Source organism: Corallococcus sp. CA054B, assembly GCF_003611625.1.
Taxonomy (GTDB): Bacteria; Myxococcota; Myxococcia; order Myxococcales; family Myxococcaceae; genus Corallococcus; species Corallococcus coralloides.
Genome location: NZ_RAVY01000040.1, coordinates 40,079 through 54,492, shown reverse-complemented (window position 1 = coordinate 54,492; position 14,414 = coordinate 40,079). Strand labels below are relative to the sequence as shown.

Annotated in this window: 13 protein-coding genes and 1 pseudogene; 10 read left to right on the top strand and 4 right to left on the bottom strand. The window is 66.2% G+C overall.

From position 1 onward, the window contains the following. Window positions 1-22 precede the first annotated feature (22 nt). A pseudogene (locus D7V80_RS43910) lies at window positions 23-211 on the top strand (hypothetical protein); the annotation flags it as partial. A 34-nt stretch (window positions 212-245) separates the two neighbouring features. Here the strand turns inward: D7V80_RS43910 and D7V80_RS42725 are convergent. Next, on the bottom strand, window positions 246-500 hold the full coding sequence (locus tag D7V80_RS42725) for a hypothetical protein (protein ID WP_206875617.1): 255 nt from the start codon (window positions 498-500) through the stop codon (window positions 246-248). Window positions 501-1,288: 788 nt separating this feature from the next. On the opposite strand from D7V80_RS42725, the gene D7V80_RS13100 reads away from it, so the two are divergent. Further along, the gene (locus D7V80_RS13100; RefSeq protein WP_120588470.1) at window positions 1,289-2,203 is read left to right on the top strand and encodes a hypothetical protein; all 915 of its coding nucleotides are present in this window, start codon (window positions 1,289-1,291) and stop codon (window positions 2,201-2,203) included. 242 nt (window positions 2,204-2,445) lie between these two features. Continuing rightward, entirely contained in the window at window positions 2,446-3,606 is a 1,161-nt protein-coding gene (locus D7V80_RS13095) for a M57 family metalloprotease (RefSeq protein WP_120588469.1), read from the top strand. Window positions 3,607-3,651: 45 nt separating this feature from the next. Here the strand turns inward: D7V80_RS13095 and D7V80_RS13090 are convergent, their stop codons facing one another. Then, the gene (locus D7V80_RS13090; protein ID WP_120588468.1) at window positions 3,652-3,849 is read right to left on the bottom strand and encodes a hypothetical protein; all 198 of its coding nucleotides are present in this window, start codon (window positions 3,847-3,849) and stop codon (window positions 3,652-3,654) included. Between the two features lie 125 nt (window positions 3,850-3,974). Next, window positions 3,975-4,310 (bottom strand): hypothetical protein, encoded by a 336-nt coding sequence (locus D7V80_RS13085; RefSeq protein ID WP_120588467.1) that lies wholly within the window; start codon window positions 4,308-4,310, stop codon window positions 3,975-3,977. Between the two features lie 237 nt (window positions 4,311-4,547). Between D7V80_RS13085 and D7V80_RS13080 the strand changes: the two genes are divergently transcribed. Beyond that, window positions 4,548-5,876: a DUF418 domain-containing protein gene (locus tag D7V80_RS13080; RefSeq protein ID WP_120588466.1), complete on the top strand. Its 1,329-nt coding sequence runs from the start codon at window positions 4,548-4,550 to the stop codon at window positions 5,874-5,876. Between the two features lie 8 nt (window positions 5,877-5,884). Here the strand turns inward: D7V80_RS13080 and D7V80_RS13075 are convergent, their stop codons facing one another. Then, complete coding sequence (locus tag D7V80_RS13075; protein WP_120588465.1) at window positions 5,885-6,871, bottom strand: neprosin family prolyl endopeptidase; 987 nt, start codon at window positions 6,869-6,871, stop codon at window positions 5,885-5,887. A gap of 257 nt (window positions 6,872-7,128) precedes the next feature. Here D7V80_RS13075 and D7V80_RS13070 point away from each other — a divergent pair, with 257 nt between their 5' ends. The 6 genes from D7V80_RS13070 to D7V80_RS13045 all read left to right on the top strand — a co-directional run bounded on the left by D7V80_RS13070 (window position 7,129) and on the right by D7V80_RS13045 (window position 14,403). Then, window positions 7,129-8,376, top strand: coding sequence for a hypothetical protein (locus D7V80_RS13070; RefSeq protein WP_147447089.1), 1,248 nt, complete (start codon window positions 7,129-7,131; stop codon window positions 8,374-8,376). Further along, window positions 8,351-8,899, top strand: a complete 549-nt coding sequence (locus D7V80_RS41390; protein ID WP_147447088.1) for a hypothetical protein — start codon at window positions 8,351-8,353, stop codon at window positions 8,897-8,899. The genes D7V80_RS13070 and D7V80_RS41390 overlap by 26 nt, the downstream gene beginning before the upstream one ends. A 212-nt stretch (window positions 8,900-9,111) precedes the next feature. Then, the gene (locus tag D7V80_RS13060) at window positions 9,112-9,645 is read left to right on the top strand and encodes a hypothetical protein (RefSeq protein ID WP_233585302.1); all 534 of its coding nucleotides are present in this window, start codon (window positions 9,112-9,114) and stop codon (window positions 9,643-9,645) included. Window positions 9,646-9,655: 10 nt separating this feature from the next. Then, window positions 9,656-10,309 carry a TVP38/TMEM64 family protein gene (locus D7V80_RS13055; protein ID WP_120588462.1) on the top strand — a complete coding sequence of 218 codons (654 nt, stop codon included), beginning with the start codon at window positions 9,656-9,658 and terminating at the stop codon, window positions 10,307-10,309. Between the two features lie 146 nt (window positions 10,310-10,455). Beyond that, window positions 10,456-11,901, top strand: a complete 1,446-nt coding sequence (locus D7V80_RS13050; protein WP_120588461.1) for a hypothetical protein — start codon at window positions 10,456-10,458, stop codon at window positions 11,899-11,901. A gap of 18 nt (window positions 11,902-11,919) precedes the next feature. Then, the gene (locus D7V80_RS13045; protein ID WP_120588460.1) at window positions 11,920-14,403 is read left to right on the top strand and encodes a hypothetical protein; all 2,484 of its coding nucleotides are present in this window, start codon (window positions 11,920-11,922) and stop codon (window positions 14,401-14,403) included. Window positions 14,404-14,414: the final 11 nt, after the last annotated feature.

Genomic DNA, 14,414 nt, shown 5'->3' with positions numbered 1-14,414 from the left:
CCTCCAACCGGCGCTCCTCCAGTTGCTCTGTCGTCAGCCTCCTCGGCTGCCACGCCATGAGAAGCCTCCTGCCTCCTCATGGCGTAACTCCCTTCACCCTTCGGTCTCTTCCCTGAAGGGGATTAGACGAGAGCCTGTCGTCGAAGCCGTTGGCACCTGCGTGCTGTACCTGCCCACCTACAGCCCAGACTTCAATCCCATCGAGCTGTGGTGGGCAGACCTGCTTCAACTCAACTGCCCCGGCGTTAGAGCGGCTCCCAGCCGTTCTCGGTGCAGTAACCGACGAACTCGTCGGTTGAGTAATAGGAGTACGTACCCACGAGATGATATTGGACGTAGTTCCAACCGCACTCGGGATAGATGTGCCCGACCACCGTGGTGTGGGAGGCATCACTGTAGAGCGTCGTCACGTAAGCGGCCTCCCGGTAGCCGGCGCTGGCCGGGCTGGCGCTGAGGAAGACGGACGCGACAGCGAGAGAGGTCAAGATCCGCGTTGCCATTGATTTCTCCATGGGTGGACTGGATACGTGCGTGTTGGTACGGGAGAGCTCGCGGCCCACCGGTACGAGTCGTGAGTAAAGCCGTGCAAGAAGCGTAGATCCAGGGCATCGGAGAAATCGGGTTCCCGATTGTCGAGCAGTCCCCGGGGCCGGCACTGCCGCAGGTGCAGGTGAGCCAGGCCCATGCCCTCCGCTCGTGGGCTGCACGGCCTGTGCGCTAGATTGGGGCCATGTCCCTGGCACCTCCATCCCCCGCTCCCGCGCGCCGCCGTGTCATCCTCAAGGGTCTCGCGGCCGTACTCGGATTGCTCACGGTGGCACTGCTGGCGCACGCCTTCATCCGCAGGCAGGAGGCGGACTGGGACTCCTCGTCGAAGCCGCCTTCGCCAAGCGACCTTCATGACACGCGACGTGCTCGCGTCGAATTGGCCGCTGCGCGGACCGATGGCCCCCGCGCCTCGTCCTTCCGGGCCTGTCCGAACAAGGTGACGGGGGACTGTGACCACGGTGAAGCATGTGACTACACGAAGTACGATCTTCCACCGTGTCTGAGTGGTGACTGTTCTCCGCCCAAGCAGACTGGCGATCTTCGCTGCCACCGCATCTGCGCGGATGGGCTCTGCGCGGACGGTGAGACGTGCGTGAAGCGCCATCTCTTTGTCAGTGATTATGATGTTCCAGAGGTTCCCCTGTGTCTGTGCTCCGGGAGTTCCTGCCCGACGAGGGGCCCCGAGGCGAAGCCCTGGCCCGCGGAGGGCGGCCTTGCGCTCTGGCGGGCGGAGCAGTCCATGCCTGTCGACCTCTACTACCATGCCTCCGCGGCCTCACGGGACCGGGTCTTCGTTTCGGGAGGGCTGGGCTTCCAGCGGGGTTCGACTTCTTCGCGCGACCAACTGGCGACTGTTTTTTCCGCGCCCATCCAGGCGGATGGAGCACTGGGCGCATGGACGGAGAGCGCGCAGCTGCCCGAACCGCTCGTGCATCACGCGATGGTCGTGGCGGATCAGCGGCTGTTCGTCGCAGGCGGCGAGCTCCGAGACGGTTTCTCCAAGAGGGTGAGCTCCGCGCCTCTGCGGGAGGATGGAACCCTGGGCCCCTGGCGAACAGAGGCCTCCCTGCCCCAGCCTCGCGGGTGGCATGCGCTGGTGGCAGCCGGCGCGGAGCTGTGGGTGGTCGGAGGCTCGCTCGACAAGGGCTACTTCACGACGGGCACGCCCCAGCTCTGGCGCGCGAAGCGCTCCGCATCACGCGTCGAAGGGTGGGAGTCCATTGAGGCCCCCTCCACACTTCACTTCGACCAGACGCCAGCGGTGGCGATGGGCCGCCTGTATGTGACGGGGGCCGAGGGCAAGCTGTACTCCATGGCACTCGACGCCGAGCATGTCTGGCGGACGGAGCCCTCCATGCCTCCGTGGTCGGGGCCGTCTCGCGGCGACGCTCAACGCCCGGACGTGGTGCGGTTGCTGGCAATGGAGGATCGGCTGGTGCTCCTCATGCAAGAGGGGCACGTCCTCACCGCTCCGCTCCAGGCGGAGGGCCGCGTGGGCCCGTGGGCCCAGGCGTCCCGGATGTATGGCCCAGGCAGTGGGTTCACCGCCAGCCAGGGTGAAGACGGCCGCATCTATGTGTTTGGCGGCACGAGCGCCAATCCCGAGGAGCGCCGGAACGCGCGGGTCTGGTCCAGCCAGCGTTTGACGCCGTGAGCCGGCGGGCTTCGGGTCCCCACCAAGGTCAGATGAGGCGCACCCGAGGGTCCCCCGCGTCCTGGAGCAATGTCCGTCGAAGGAAGCATGCCCTCGCGCTCTGACAGCGTGCGCCGCCGGTTCTACTCCAGGCCCCTGACAGTAGGCCCGTGAACGAAACGAGCGGGGTAGTGGGCTTTATCAGTTTTTAGCGGTTATTTCTGACGCTGGACTGCAATTCACCCACTCACCAAGGAGCCTCCATGTTTTCAAGAAGCCTCGTACTTGCGGCAGGGTGCATCGCGCTGGGATTCGGGTGTGGCGAGCCCGCGAATGAGACGCAGGAAATCGTTGGCAACCTGGTCAGCGCCGGGTTCCCGTCCAACGACATCATGGTCGTCGACGGGAAGGTCTATGTCGGGCGGGACGCCGAGGTGTCCCTGGACGCCTCTCGCGAGATGCTCGCGGCCAGCGCGACCCCTGGGGAGCAGTACCGTACGAACAACGTCGTCAGCCCCTCCCTGACGAAGATCTGCATCAACGGCTCGGCGTTCACCGGCGTGTTCAGCACGGCGCTGGACCTCGCCATCCAAAACTACGACGAGCTGCCGCTCACGTTCTCCATGGCGCGCACGCCGAGCACCGGCTGTAGCTTCACCATCAACGCGGTCATCGACCCGAACATGAATGGCGGCGTGGCGGGGTTCCCGGCGAACGGCAACCCGTTCGGGCAGGTCACCATCGGCGGCCTGCTCAGCCAGTACGGCGTCGACGTCATCGAGCACGTCATCACGCATGAGATTGGCCATACCATCGGCTTCCGGCACTCGGACTACTACAACCGCGCCATCAGCTGTGGCTCTGGCGGCAACGAGGGTGACGCCGGTGTCGGCGCGATCCACATCCCGGGCACGCCGACCACGGCGTCCGTCGGCACCTCGATCATGAACTCCTGTTTCCGCGCGGTCGAGTCGGGCGAGTTCACCGACAGCGACCGCACCGCGCTGGCCGCGATGTACACGGCCTCCTCCGCCCCCGCCCTGGTCAGCGCCCTGGACCCGAATCGCTGCCTGGACGTGACCGGTGGCAGCTCGGCGCAAGGAACAGCCACCCAGCTCTGGGAGTGCAACGGCACCGCCGCGCAGCAGTGGACCCTGACCGCTCAAGGCGAGCTGCGAAGCAGCCTGGCGCCCAATCTCTGTCTGGACGTCTTCAGCGGCGACCCGACGCCGGGCACGCGCGTCCAGATCTACGGGTGCAATGGCACGGTCGCCCAGCGGTGGACGGTGGTAGGCGCCACGGTGCGGAGCGCCCTGGCCCCCAATCTCTGCCTGGATGTCTTCAATGCCAGCACGACCCCGGGAACCAAGATTCAGGTCTGGGGATGCAACGGCACGAGCGCCCAGAACTGGTCCACGCGCTGAAGGTGCCGGCCCCAGGCATCGGTCGCCCCGGGCTGAACCCGGGACTCACTCCAGGGCGGACGCCGGGGGGTTCGTGAATCCGATGAGCTGATGTCCCGCGACGACGCGGACGGTGTTGTCCGGCGGCGCCGGGTTCTTCGTGAGCACGGCGCCGTTCCGCATGAACGCGGTGCGGATGCGCGTCATGGGGCTCGGCGAGGAGGACCCGGTCTCCGTGGCCCAGAAGGCGCTCGCGGTCTTCAAACAGGGGCTCCTGCGCGCCAGCCCCTCCCGCGCACGAGGACCGTCCTCGCGCGCCCCCAAGGACACGCCCCTGACCTGTCCTCACCCGCCCGAGCCCGGACACTCCCGTTCAACTTGCCGCACACCTATGCGGGCAGGTCCGCACGGACGTAGCCGAAGACCTGCTCCAGGCGCCTGACGGTTTCGGGCTCCCGGGTCACATCCATGGCCAACTGGAGGAGCGCGACCACGAAGCCATGCTGCCGTGGCTCTTTCTCCGGCCTGGGGCTCCAGGCAAGGAACCGGCGGGTGCCGCGCGACTCCTGGATGAGACACTCCAGCGTGATGCCATCGATGCCCCCTGGCGCAGCATCCGGAATGCCCAGGGGATCGAGCTTGGCGATTGCGTCGAGAAACAAGAGTCCCCGCGCATCAGGCACCTCCGAGATCTCGATTCCCGTGTCCGCGAAGGCGACCGTCACGAAACTGCCTTCCGGCCCAAAGGTCGCGAGGACTTCTCCTGCCTCGTGAAATGAGGGGGAGAGCTGGACGTAATAGCTCGTGGTACCAGTGCCAGGCGGCGGAATTCTTGGCATCTCGGAATCACCTCTGGAACGGCGAACAGCCTCGCTCGAAGTTGAAGAGTTGCGATGGGCGCGAGCCATCGCTCACGTGGAATACAGGCAGGGAGCTTCCCGTTGCCCACCCTTTCTCCGAGCATGCCCCCAGCTCCTTCCGAGGTCTTGCCCCCCAGCGCCGTGGCCCGTCCCGTGGACGCCAGCGAGCGACTGGCGCTCCTTGACGCGCTGCGCGGCTTTGCCCTGTGCGGCGTGTTCATCTCCAATGTGATGGTGTGGTTCAGCGGCAGGGCATTCCTGCCGCGAGAGCAGACCCTCGCGGCGCTGAACAACGCGTCACTCGCCGACACCATCGCCTGGCAGGCGTACGTGTTCCTCGTGGCGGGGAAGTTCATCACCCTCTTCTCGTTCCTCTTCGGCCTCGGCTTCGCGGTGCAGATGGGCCGCGCGGAGGCGCGAGGGACCTCCATCACGCCGCTCTATGTCCGGCGGCTGGGGGTGATGCTGGTGATGGGGCTCTCCCACCTGTTCCTCATCTGGTACGGCGACATCCTCAGCACCTACGCGGTGCTGGGCTTCGGCCTGCTCCTGTTCCGGGGGCGCTCGGAACGGACGCTGCTCCTCTGCGCCCTGCTGTTCGCCCTGGGGTGGTCCGTTGTGGGCGTGGCCATCCTCAAGCTGCCGCAGCTGATGGCGGACACGCCGGAGGCCGGTGCGGCCATCGTCAAGGCGGCCAACGAGAAGTCCGCGGCCATCAAGGCGCAGACGCTGGCGGCCTACACCCACGGGAGCTGGCTGGATACGACGCAGGCGACCTTCCACTTCTTCTTCCGCGACTACTTCCCGCTGCTGCTGACCATCACGCTCTCGACGTTCGGCCGGTTCCTGCTGGGCCTGCTGGCGGGCAGGCGCCGCATCTTCCACGACGCGCCCCAGCACCTGGGGCTGTTCCGCCGGATCCTCGGGTGGGGGCTCGTGGCCGGGGTGATTGGCAGCGGCAGCGGCCTGGTGCTGCAGCAGCTCATGCTGAGGCAGGTCTTCACTCCGGAAACGCTGCCGACATGGGTGTCCTTCGCCATGGCGCCGCTGAGGAACCTGGGCGAGCTGGGCTTCGCGGCCGTCTACGTGTCCGGCATCACCCTGCTCTTCCAGCGGGCCACCTGGCAGCGAGCGCTGGGGCTGCTCGCGCCGGTGGGCCGCATGGCGCTGACGAACTACCTGTCACAGTCGATCATCAGCGTGCTGTTCTTCTACGGGTTCGGACTGGGCTTCATCACGAAGCTGGGCCCCTCGGCGTGCGTGGCGTACTGCCTGGCCATCTTCTGCGTCCAGGTGGTGTGGAGCCACCTGTGGCTGGCGAGGTTCCGCTTCGGCCCCGCGGAGTGGGTGTGGCGGTCGCTGACGTATGGAAAGGCCCAGCCGATGCGCCGGGATGACGCCGAGAGCCAACGCACGACGGCGCCAGCGTAGCTGGGAGGTCAGCCGCCGCCGTTCCCGCCAAACTCCAGATACGAGCCATTCGAATACGAGAGGGAGTAATACGAGGCGTTGGTCTCGGTACGCCAGGCGTCGGTGACGTAGGTGCAGCTGGGGCCCGCGGTGTGTATGCACATCCCCTGCATGTAAGCGGTGCCCGAAGTCCCGGAGAACTGTCCCGTGCCCATATCGGTGAGCGGCGGGACCCGGCTCTGCGCCGAGTAGACCTCGCCGTAGAAGTGCGCCATGTCGCCAGAAGTGAACTGGCCATTCCAGAGCGAGCCGGGGAAGTAGCCGACCCAGGCATCGTTGAACCAGATCCACCAGTTGCCGTTGTCATGGCGAATGTACTGCTGGACCGCGTATCCGGAGTAGCTGGAGAGCGGCATCCCGGGCCCGTAGACGCCGTGGACCTGGACGAAGCCGACGGCGTCGTTGAACTGGCCGTAGCTCCACTGGGAGATCATCAGTCGGGGGAAGGCATCCCAGAACTTCCGCAGGCCCATCTCCACCAGGTGGTAGTTGGCGCCCCGGACGATGGACATCTGGGACGTCACCATGTCGTTCTGGTCGTACACCGCCGGGTTTGAGAACAGGATCGACGCACCAACGCCGCTCTGGCTCAACGCGTCCGTGGGCTTCATCACGCCGGCGTACCAGTACGACCCCACCAGCGACCGCGTGGCGGCCGAGCCAGATAACGGCGGACCGGCCTTGTGCGTCCGGAGTTCCGCCTGCTGATAAACGGGAACCTGGCCCGGCGGACAGATGTCGCGAATACGGGGGGCGAATGCCGCCTTCTCGATGTTGGGAGGAGGCGGAGGCACGGCGGCGCGTGCGGCCTCCGACATCACCTCGCAGCGGTACTCCCCAGGCGCGAGCGCGAGCTCCACCTCCGACGTACCGGCGACGACCTGCGGGCGAACCTCGCTCGCCGGTTCGCCACACCCGATGAGAAACATTGACAGCCACAAGCCAGCTCTCGACATGGACGGTTCCTTTCATACATCCGTGACAGTGGCATCAGCGCGCGGGAGCTTATGCTGAACGACTGACTGGAAAGGCCCGCGCTACCGAGCCGGTTGAGTCCCATTCCAGAGCCTCACGGGTCGTTGTTTTGCCCGCCTCCCTGGGTCTCGAATGGCATCCCTGGCAGGATTTGAAGAAGGGGGAACACATGCCCGCGACCCATCACCTCGAGGTGGTCGCTGTCGACGAAAAGGGTGCCGCTCTCAAGGTAGACACCGTGACCCTGACATCGGGTCTGGCCGTGAACCGGGCCGTGGCTGTCTCCGGTGCGGCCCGCATCGCCCTGAGTGGAGTGAATCCAGGCAGGGGCGAAGTGTGTCTCTCCTTCCCGGACCGGCCGGACTTCGTGCTTCCCCTCACCTTCGTGAAGGAGGCGGACGGGCCGGTCCCCACCTTCTCCCAGCCTGCGCCCCTCTGCTGCCCGGTCATCCAGCGGTCCAGTGAGACCGCCGTGGGCGCGGTCAAGACCGTCTTCACCCTGCCCCTCACGCTGGCCACGGTCCACTCCGAAGTCCTCCTCGTCGCGGGCTGGGACTACAGCGGAGGCGCGAACAATGCCGCCTACTGCGACACCTACCGCGAGGACCTCTATTCGGGGAGTACGCACAGGACCGGGGTGAAGACCTCCATCCCCAAGCGCATCGACGATTCCACGGTCGTCACCGTCTTCGACTTCAAGTCCGGAGAGCGGAGCAGGACCGTGAAGAGCGCGTCCGGATGGTTTGAATTGGATCGCGTCCTCCAGGGGAAGGTGAAGCCCCATCTGGAGAAATACTCAGACCCGGCGAACCTGAAGAGGCGACACGACGATGACTCCGTCTCCATCCGGCACGTCTACGACTACATCACCAGGCTTGGCACCCAAGCCCCAGGGACCTTGAAGGAGTTCCATCTCTTCTCCCACGCCTGGGCAGGAGGCCCCATCCTCGCAGACACCAACGAGGACGCCGCCTACCAGCCGGGCGGATCGTCCGAAGCGCAGCGGGATCCAGGGGACAAGGACCCTCGGCTCAAGGACTTCGACCCGGTCAACATGCCCCGGCTGAATGACTTCAAGGCCGCCTTCGCCGCTGATTCCATCGTGAAGGTGTGGGGCTGCATGGCGACCACGGCCTATCGCAACCTGATTCGCGCCACGGCCTCCGCCAAGAGCGACACCGAGACCATCTCCTACAACTGGTCCGAGACGGACCGGCGCACCACGACGGCCGCGAAAGCGAAGACGTACCTTCGGGACGTCATCCTGAAGCACAACTACATGGCGAAGTTGTCCGCTGCCATTGGCGGCAGCGCGAAGGTGTATGGAGCGCCTCCAGGCATGGGCGCCAATCTTCGCGCCGTTCCCTTGGGCAAGAAGACTTTCAATTACATGTACGTGGATGGCATCCTCTACAAGCGCGAATACGACTTCCTCAAGAGCGCCATGGGATTGGTGCCCGATGACACCGGCTATCTCCTCTTCTGATTCCGACACGCAGCCTGGCGTCATCCGGGCGTGGCTCCGCGCGGGGCTCGCCGCGACGCTGCTTCTGGCCTCGGCCTGTCAGGGGCCAGCCCGGGGCACCACGCCTTCGCCGGGCGCCAGCGCGGCGGCGCGGCTCAAGGCGGAGGCGGCGCTTGTCGAATCGGCCCGTCTTGTCTCCTGCGAAGGAGACAAGGTGCTGGCGCCGATGCCCGAGCCGCTGTTGGCCCAGCTTCGAACCGCGTTGCACCAGGCCGCGGTTTCGCGAGACCCGGCCCTGACGACGCCGCCCTGGGAGTCCGTCCTCCTGGAGCTGAAGTTCCGGGACGGACGGGCGGTGTTCGGGCAGCTGGTGCGCGAGGACGTCCTCCGCTTGCGCGAGGAGCGGTGGTGCGGCGAGGAGACGCGAGGCATTGAGCTGCATCTGGCGGAGGGCCCCTCGCTGCTCCCGTGGTTCCAGCAGCACCTGGGACCGGTGCAGTCAAAGGAGCATCTGCTTCCGCCAGGGCTTCCTCCTCCTCCCTGACAAGAAGCCCCAAAATGACAAGACTGGCACACAAGGGTCGATGATGACCGCCGCGAGGGATGTCTGGTACAAATTCAGGACATCCCTGGAGGCGCCTGCGCTGTTCGGGCAACATGGCCAGCCGTCCCCCGCGGTCGCATCTCTGGTGCCCAATGACACGCCTTGGCCTTCCGCAGCGCCTCCTGGTGTTCGCGACCTTGATGAGTGGCGGCTTGTCGGTCGCGGAGGAGGCCCCGGTGGGCGTCGCGGTGGAGCGGCGGGACGAGCCTCCGCGCAACTACGGCAACCTGCGCGCCGGGGCGTCCACCTCCGGCCGGCGTCCCAGCATCTGTCTGGAGTTGTCTCCGCTGGCGCGGCTTGGCGTGGAGGCCTGCGGCACGGGTTCGGGGTTCCTCCACCGCGACCCGGAGCCGGAGATCGCCCACTTCCGCGCCAACCTGACGCTCACCTCCTTCAAGACGCGCATTGGCTGGCTCCAGCCCCGGTTGAGCGCCGGCTTCGCCGAGCTGCAGATTGGCGAGGACAGCTCGGGCTTCGACTTCGGGGGCTCCGGCCCCACCGGCGTGGAGACCGCCGGCCCCGAGGTGGGCGCGTCCCTCCGGGCCCTGCTGCCCATCTCCTCCGGCTTTGAGTTCGTGGGAGAGCTGGGGTTCAGCGCGGCGTACTTCAACGCCGCGCCGCAGCTGATCAGACCGCAGGCCCGCTTCCAGCCGAGTGCCTCGTTCACGCTCGGCGTTGGCTTCTGAGCCCCAAACCATGACCCTGGCGAGCCCTGGAACGAAGCGCGCGGCGGTGAACTGGAGCATCTGCGTCTGCTTGGTGCTGGCGGCCATCCTCGTTCCCTTCCTCCTCTTCGGAGAGCGCCTGGAGTCCGCCACCCAATCCTTCCTGGATGCGCGTCCACCCGACTGGCAGGTGGCGCTCGTGCTGGGAGGACTGCTGGCGGGGGACATCGTCCTGCCAGTGCCCTCCAGCCTCGTCGGCACGGCGTCCGGGGCGCTGCTGGGCTTCTGGGGCGGCCTGACGGCCTGCTGGGTGGGGATGATGGTGGGCTGTGGTTGGGGCTACCTGCTGGGCGCCAGGGGCGGCGAGGCGGCGTTGCGGCGCACCCTGGGTCCGGTGGAACTTCAGCGCCTGTCCCGTCTGGCTGAACGCCGGGGCCCGTGGTTGCTGATTGCATTGCGCGGCGTGCCAATGCTGGCGGAGTCCTCCGTCCTCTTCGCAGGCGCCAGCCGCATGCCTTTGGGGAGCTTCCTCGGGGCCTGCGCGCTCTCCAACCTGGGCGTCTGCGCCACCTATGCCGCGGTGGGTGCCTCCTCGGCGCGACTCGGGTCATTCCTGACATTGTTCGCGGGCATGGTTGTACTGCCGGGACTCGCGCTCTGGCTGGTGCGGCGCCTGATGAACTGACAGCGGACTTTGCCGCTCCGGCATGAATTTCATGAAAAGCGGCTTTAAGTCTGTTTGGCCCTCGACGGCTTCTCCCCCGCAGCGATTAAACTCTTGCGCCCACGCCCGGCGCCTCGTCGGGCTCAACCGCATGGGGGAGTCTGCCTTTGTCCGACAAACCGCGCATCCTGCTCGCCGTGGCACTTGGTGCCACGGGCCTCCTGGCCTGCCCAGCGACGTCGCTCATGGATTCAGGCCCTCCCGGCACCGGCGCCAAGGCGACGGCGCTCGGAGCCAATGACTGCCCGGCGGACGTGGCCTGGCTCAACAGCTCCACCCTCCCCACCGAAGTGCCGGGGAACAAGACGATCTGCAACTTCGAGCAGTTCATGTGGCAGAGCATGCTCGCGCTCGTCCAACCGGCCAGCGGCAAGCCAGACATGGTGCAGTTCGAGACGTGGATGCCGTCCTACGGCATCTTCATCAAGGACGGCGCCCCGACGGCCTGGGGCCAGGAGCCGCCGACCTCCTGCACCAACGCCGTGAAGCCGGTGGACGGCAAGACGCCCCGCCTCTACACCGACATCATCAAGCAGGCCGGCGCGGATCAGCCGCTGATCGATTTGAAAGGCGAGTTCGTCTACTACGGCATGTCCGTCAACCAGAGCACCTACAACATGCTGACGGCCTGTCAGCTCTACCAGGCGAACTGCGCGGGCCAGCTCAAGCCCGGGAACAAGGGCATCGACATCATCCAGAAGTATCCGAACCTCGCGTACCCGGACACGGCCGTGGAGCTGAAGACGAGCTGGATGGTGCTCGACGACGAGGCGGCCAGCTCCGGCCTCTACTACGTGGTTCCCGGACTCATCCAATACAAGGACAGCCCCTGCCGGCAGGTGAACCTGGGGCTGACCGGCATGCACATCGTGTCCAAGACGCCCAGCTTCCCGGCGATGATCTGGGCCACGTTCGAGCACCGCAACAACGCGCCCGACTGTAGCAACCTCTCGGCGGCGCCCCCGCTCGGAGGCGCGTGGAACTTCTACAACCCGGGCTGCACCGACTGCGTGACCAACACCTATCAGCCGGGCAAGCCCGCCCAGGTCTGCCGCATGCACCCGCAGGGGGACTCGGCCATCGGCACCTTCCCGGGCGGCGTCGACTGTAGCGTCAATCCCAACCAGTTCGCCTGCCAGGACAAGACGCGCACGATGCTCGCCGAGAGCACCCAGGCGATCAACGCCATCAACAGCAGCGTCCAGGCGCTGATCCAGGCCAACCCCGGCCGCATCAACAAGGTCTGGGCCAACTACGAGCTCGTCGGCAACGTGTGGACCACCGGGGGCGTGGTCCCTCCCTATCTCCAGGCGCAGCAGGGTTCGCTGTCCGCCGCGAACACCTCCATGGAGACCTTCGTCCAGAACGGCGTCGCGGCGGTGAGCAATCCCTACAACTGCTTGAGCTGCCACAACATGGCGGGTCCCACCGAAGGCCAGAACCTGCCGCCCGCGGGCTTGAGCCACCTGTTCGACGAAGTCCAGATGCCCGGCGGGTGCACGAACGGCTCGCTCCCCGCCGCGTGCGCCCCCTACATCGGCAGCGGCAACTAGAACCCCGAGGAGACCTCCATGAGCTACCTTGATACGCCTCGCATCAACTTCTCCGGTTCGTTCCAGGCATCGCCGTCCACCATCAACAACACGCCCAACAACTACAACCCGGCGAACTACGACGCGGACTCGCTCAATCCCCAGAACATCGAGCTCTACTGGGAGCCCAAGGGCGACAGCATCTTCGACCTGCTCAACTGCAAGGTGACCACCGTCGAGCTGCCCGGCGGCGGAAGCGACTCCCTGGTGGGCACCGGGGTGAGCGCCCTGTACACGGGGTCTCCGCCCAAGATGGTGGACCTGGATCCCATGCAGCAGAACGGCAGTGAGATCTGGGGCTTCACCGTCCTGATTGGTGACCTCGGCGGCGCCTATGTCCAGGGCGTCTTCACGCCGGTCGCCTTCAACGGCATCTGGATGAACTCGCAGGGCCCCAATACGCCCCTGAGCTCCGCGAGCGGCTCCGCCGTCTACCAGACGACGCTCACGAACCTGAAGTGGAACACCGGCGATTCGGCGGTCCTCCAGGCGCTGCAGAAGGCGTCACCGAACCGGCTGTCCATCCGCCTGGTGGTCAGCGCCCACAACAACGCCCCGCAGCTCTTCGCCTTCACCCCCGCCACCGTCCAGGCAATGCAGGCCCAGGGGGTCCCCCCAGCCATCCTGGACAAGCTCACGATCCTCCAGACCTACGTGATGAACGTGGACGGAGACGGCAACCCGGTGGCTCCGGGGCGGGGCTACATCCCCACGCAGATGTATCTCAGCTCCCTGCTCGAACAGTTGCTGGGCCAGAGTGCGGCGCAACAGTACGGTCCCACCATCCTGGCGGCGACCCAACAGCCCTACCAGCCGTGGCTCAAGTACGGAACCAACGAGCAGCCGTACTATGACTTCAACTACGGCAAGCTCGTTGGCTCCGTCGGACCGTGCCTGGATGACGAGCCCACCTTCGCCGTGCCGGCACGGACCCTGGCCAAGGTTTCGAACAAGGACGCGAAGGCGAGCGGCTGGTGGGCTCCGGCGCAGTTGAACCTCTCGGGTTCCACGCCTTCGCTGACGCTCGACCTGGCCAATTCGCTGCCGGTCCCGCTGCCGGGGCGTCCAATCTGGTCGGACGCATTGGGGACGCTGTCGCTCGCCTACTACACGGGCTCTGGCGACTCGAAGACGTACGTCCCCATTGTCCCGTCGATTGACTACAGCAACCCCGACTTCATCGACAAGCAGTCCGGGATGCTGGTCGTCACCGACTTTGGCGGTGTCGACCCCAACAGCCTCGCGAACCTTCCGCTCGCGATCCGGAGCACGACCAGCACCGGGACGCTGACCCTGCTGGAGGAGAACTCCCAGGGCTTGAGCCTTCGCGCGGACCAGTTCATCTACCGCATGAACCCGGGCATGCAGACCACGCCCACCTTCCGGCTCGGTGAGACCAACACCCTCAACCTCTACGTGCGCAAGTTCGGCCGCATCGAGGGGACGGAGGGCTTGAAGGTGGGCCTGAGCACCATGAGCCCGAGCGACGCGGCCAAATACACCCTGAGCACCCTGGGCACGGGGGGCACCAACGGCATCAGCGCGTCGAACATCTCGACGCCCGAGGGCAAGCTGAAGCTCTCCCCGGACGTCGCGAGCGTCACGGGAGGCAAGGCCACCGTCACCCTCACCGGCACGGATCCCGGCAATCCCCGGGACTACGTGGACGGGCAGGTCTACTTCACCCAGTACACCTTCAGCCCCACGGTCGCGGACTACAAGCAGGATCCCAACGACCTGGTCAGCGTGCAGATCTACCAGCAGACGCCCATCACCGGCACGCCGACGTGGAGCAATGGCATTGGAGAGATCCTGCGGCAGTACGGCATGCTCTATCCCATCATGGGCCGCTTCCAGCTGTGGACCTATGACGGTGTCATCAGCAACCGGGAGAAGATCGCGCGGGTGCTCGGCCTGGACATCGGCCAGCCGCTGCACATGCCGGTGAGCCGCGACCTGTCCGCCATCAAGCTCCAGCTCATCCTGAACTGGTTCAACACGGGCATGCCCTACGGCCCCATCGGGCCCGAGGGCGGGCCGGGAACCGCCTGGGACAACCTGCCGACGGTCAGCGGCTGGGGCCCCATGACGAGCCTCCTGGTGCGCTCGGGAGACATCATCGACGCCATCCAGCCGAGCTATGGCACCAATGCCGCGCCCTACCAGGGAGGCCCTGGCGGGAACGCATCCACGATTGACCTCACGGACGACGGAATCGTGTCGATGACGGGCTACACGGGCACGTACTTCGGCATGACGCAGATCGCGCAGGTCACCTTCAAGACCGCGCGGGGCAAGACCTACGGCCCCTACGGGACGATGGCGAACGTGTCTGGCGCGAAGCCCTACTCGCTCGTCGTGCCCACCGGCAGCGCGATCCGCTCCTTCTTCGGAGCGACGGTCGTGCACTCGGGCGGGACGAAGTACATCGCCTCGCTCGGCGGCAACGTGCAGTTGCTCTGAGCGAGGGACCC

Coding starts and splice junctions, on each gene's coding strand:
- D7V80_RS42725 (WP_206875617.1), bottom strand. CDS start 500: ATGGCAACGCGGATCTTGACCTCTCTCGCTGTCGCGTCCGTCTTCCTC.
- D7V80_RS13100 (WP_120588470.1), top strand. CDS start 1,289: ATGCCTGTCGACCTCTACTACCATGCCTCCGCGGCCTCACGGGACCGG.
- D7V80_RS13080 (WP_120588466.1), top strand. CDS start 4,548: ATGCCCCCAGCTCCTTCCGAGGTCTTGCCCCCCAGCGCCGTGGCCCGT.
- D7V80_RS41390 (WP_147447088.1), top strand. CDS start 8,351: ATGACACCGGCTATCTCCTCTTCTGATTCCGACACGCAGCCTGGCGTC.
- D7V80_RS13055 (WP_120588462.1), top strand. CDS start 9,656: ATGACCCTGGCGAGCCCTGGAACGAAGCGCGCGGCGGTGAACTGGAGC.
- D7V80_RS13095 (WP_120588469.1), top strand. CDS start 2,446: ATGTTTTCAAGAAGCCTCGTACTTGCGGCAGGGTGCATCGCGCTGGGA.
- D7V80_RS13075 (WP_120588465.1), bottom strand. CDS start 6,871: ATGTCGAGAGCTGGCTTGTGGCTGTCAATGTTTCTCATCGGGTGTGGC.
- D7V80_RS13045 (WP_120588460.1), top strand. CDS start 11,920: ATGAGCTACCTTGATACGCCTCGCATCAACTTCTCCGGTTCGTTCCAG.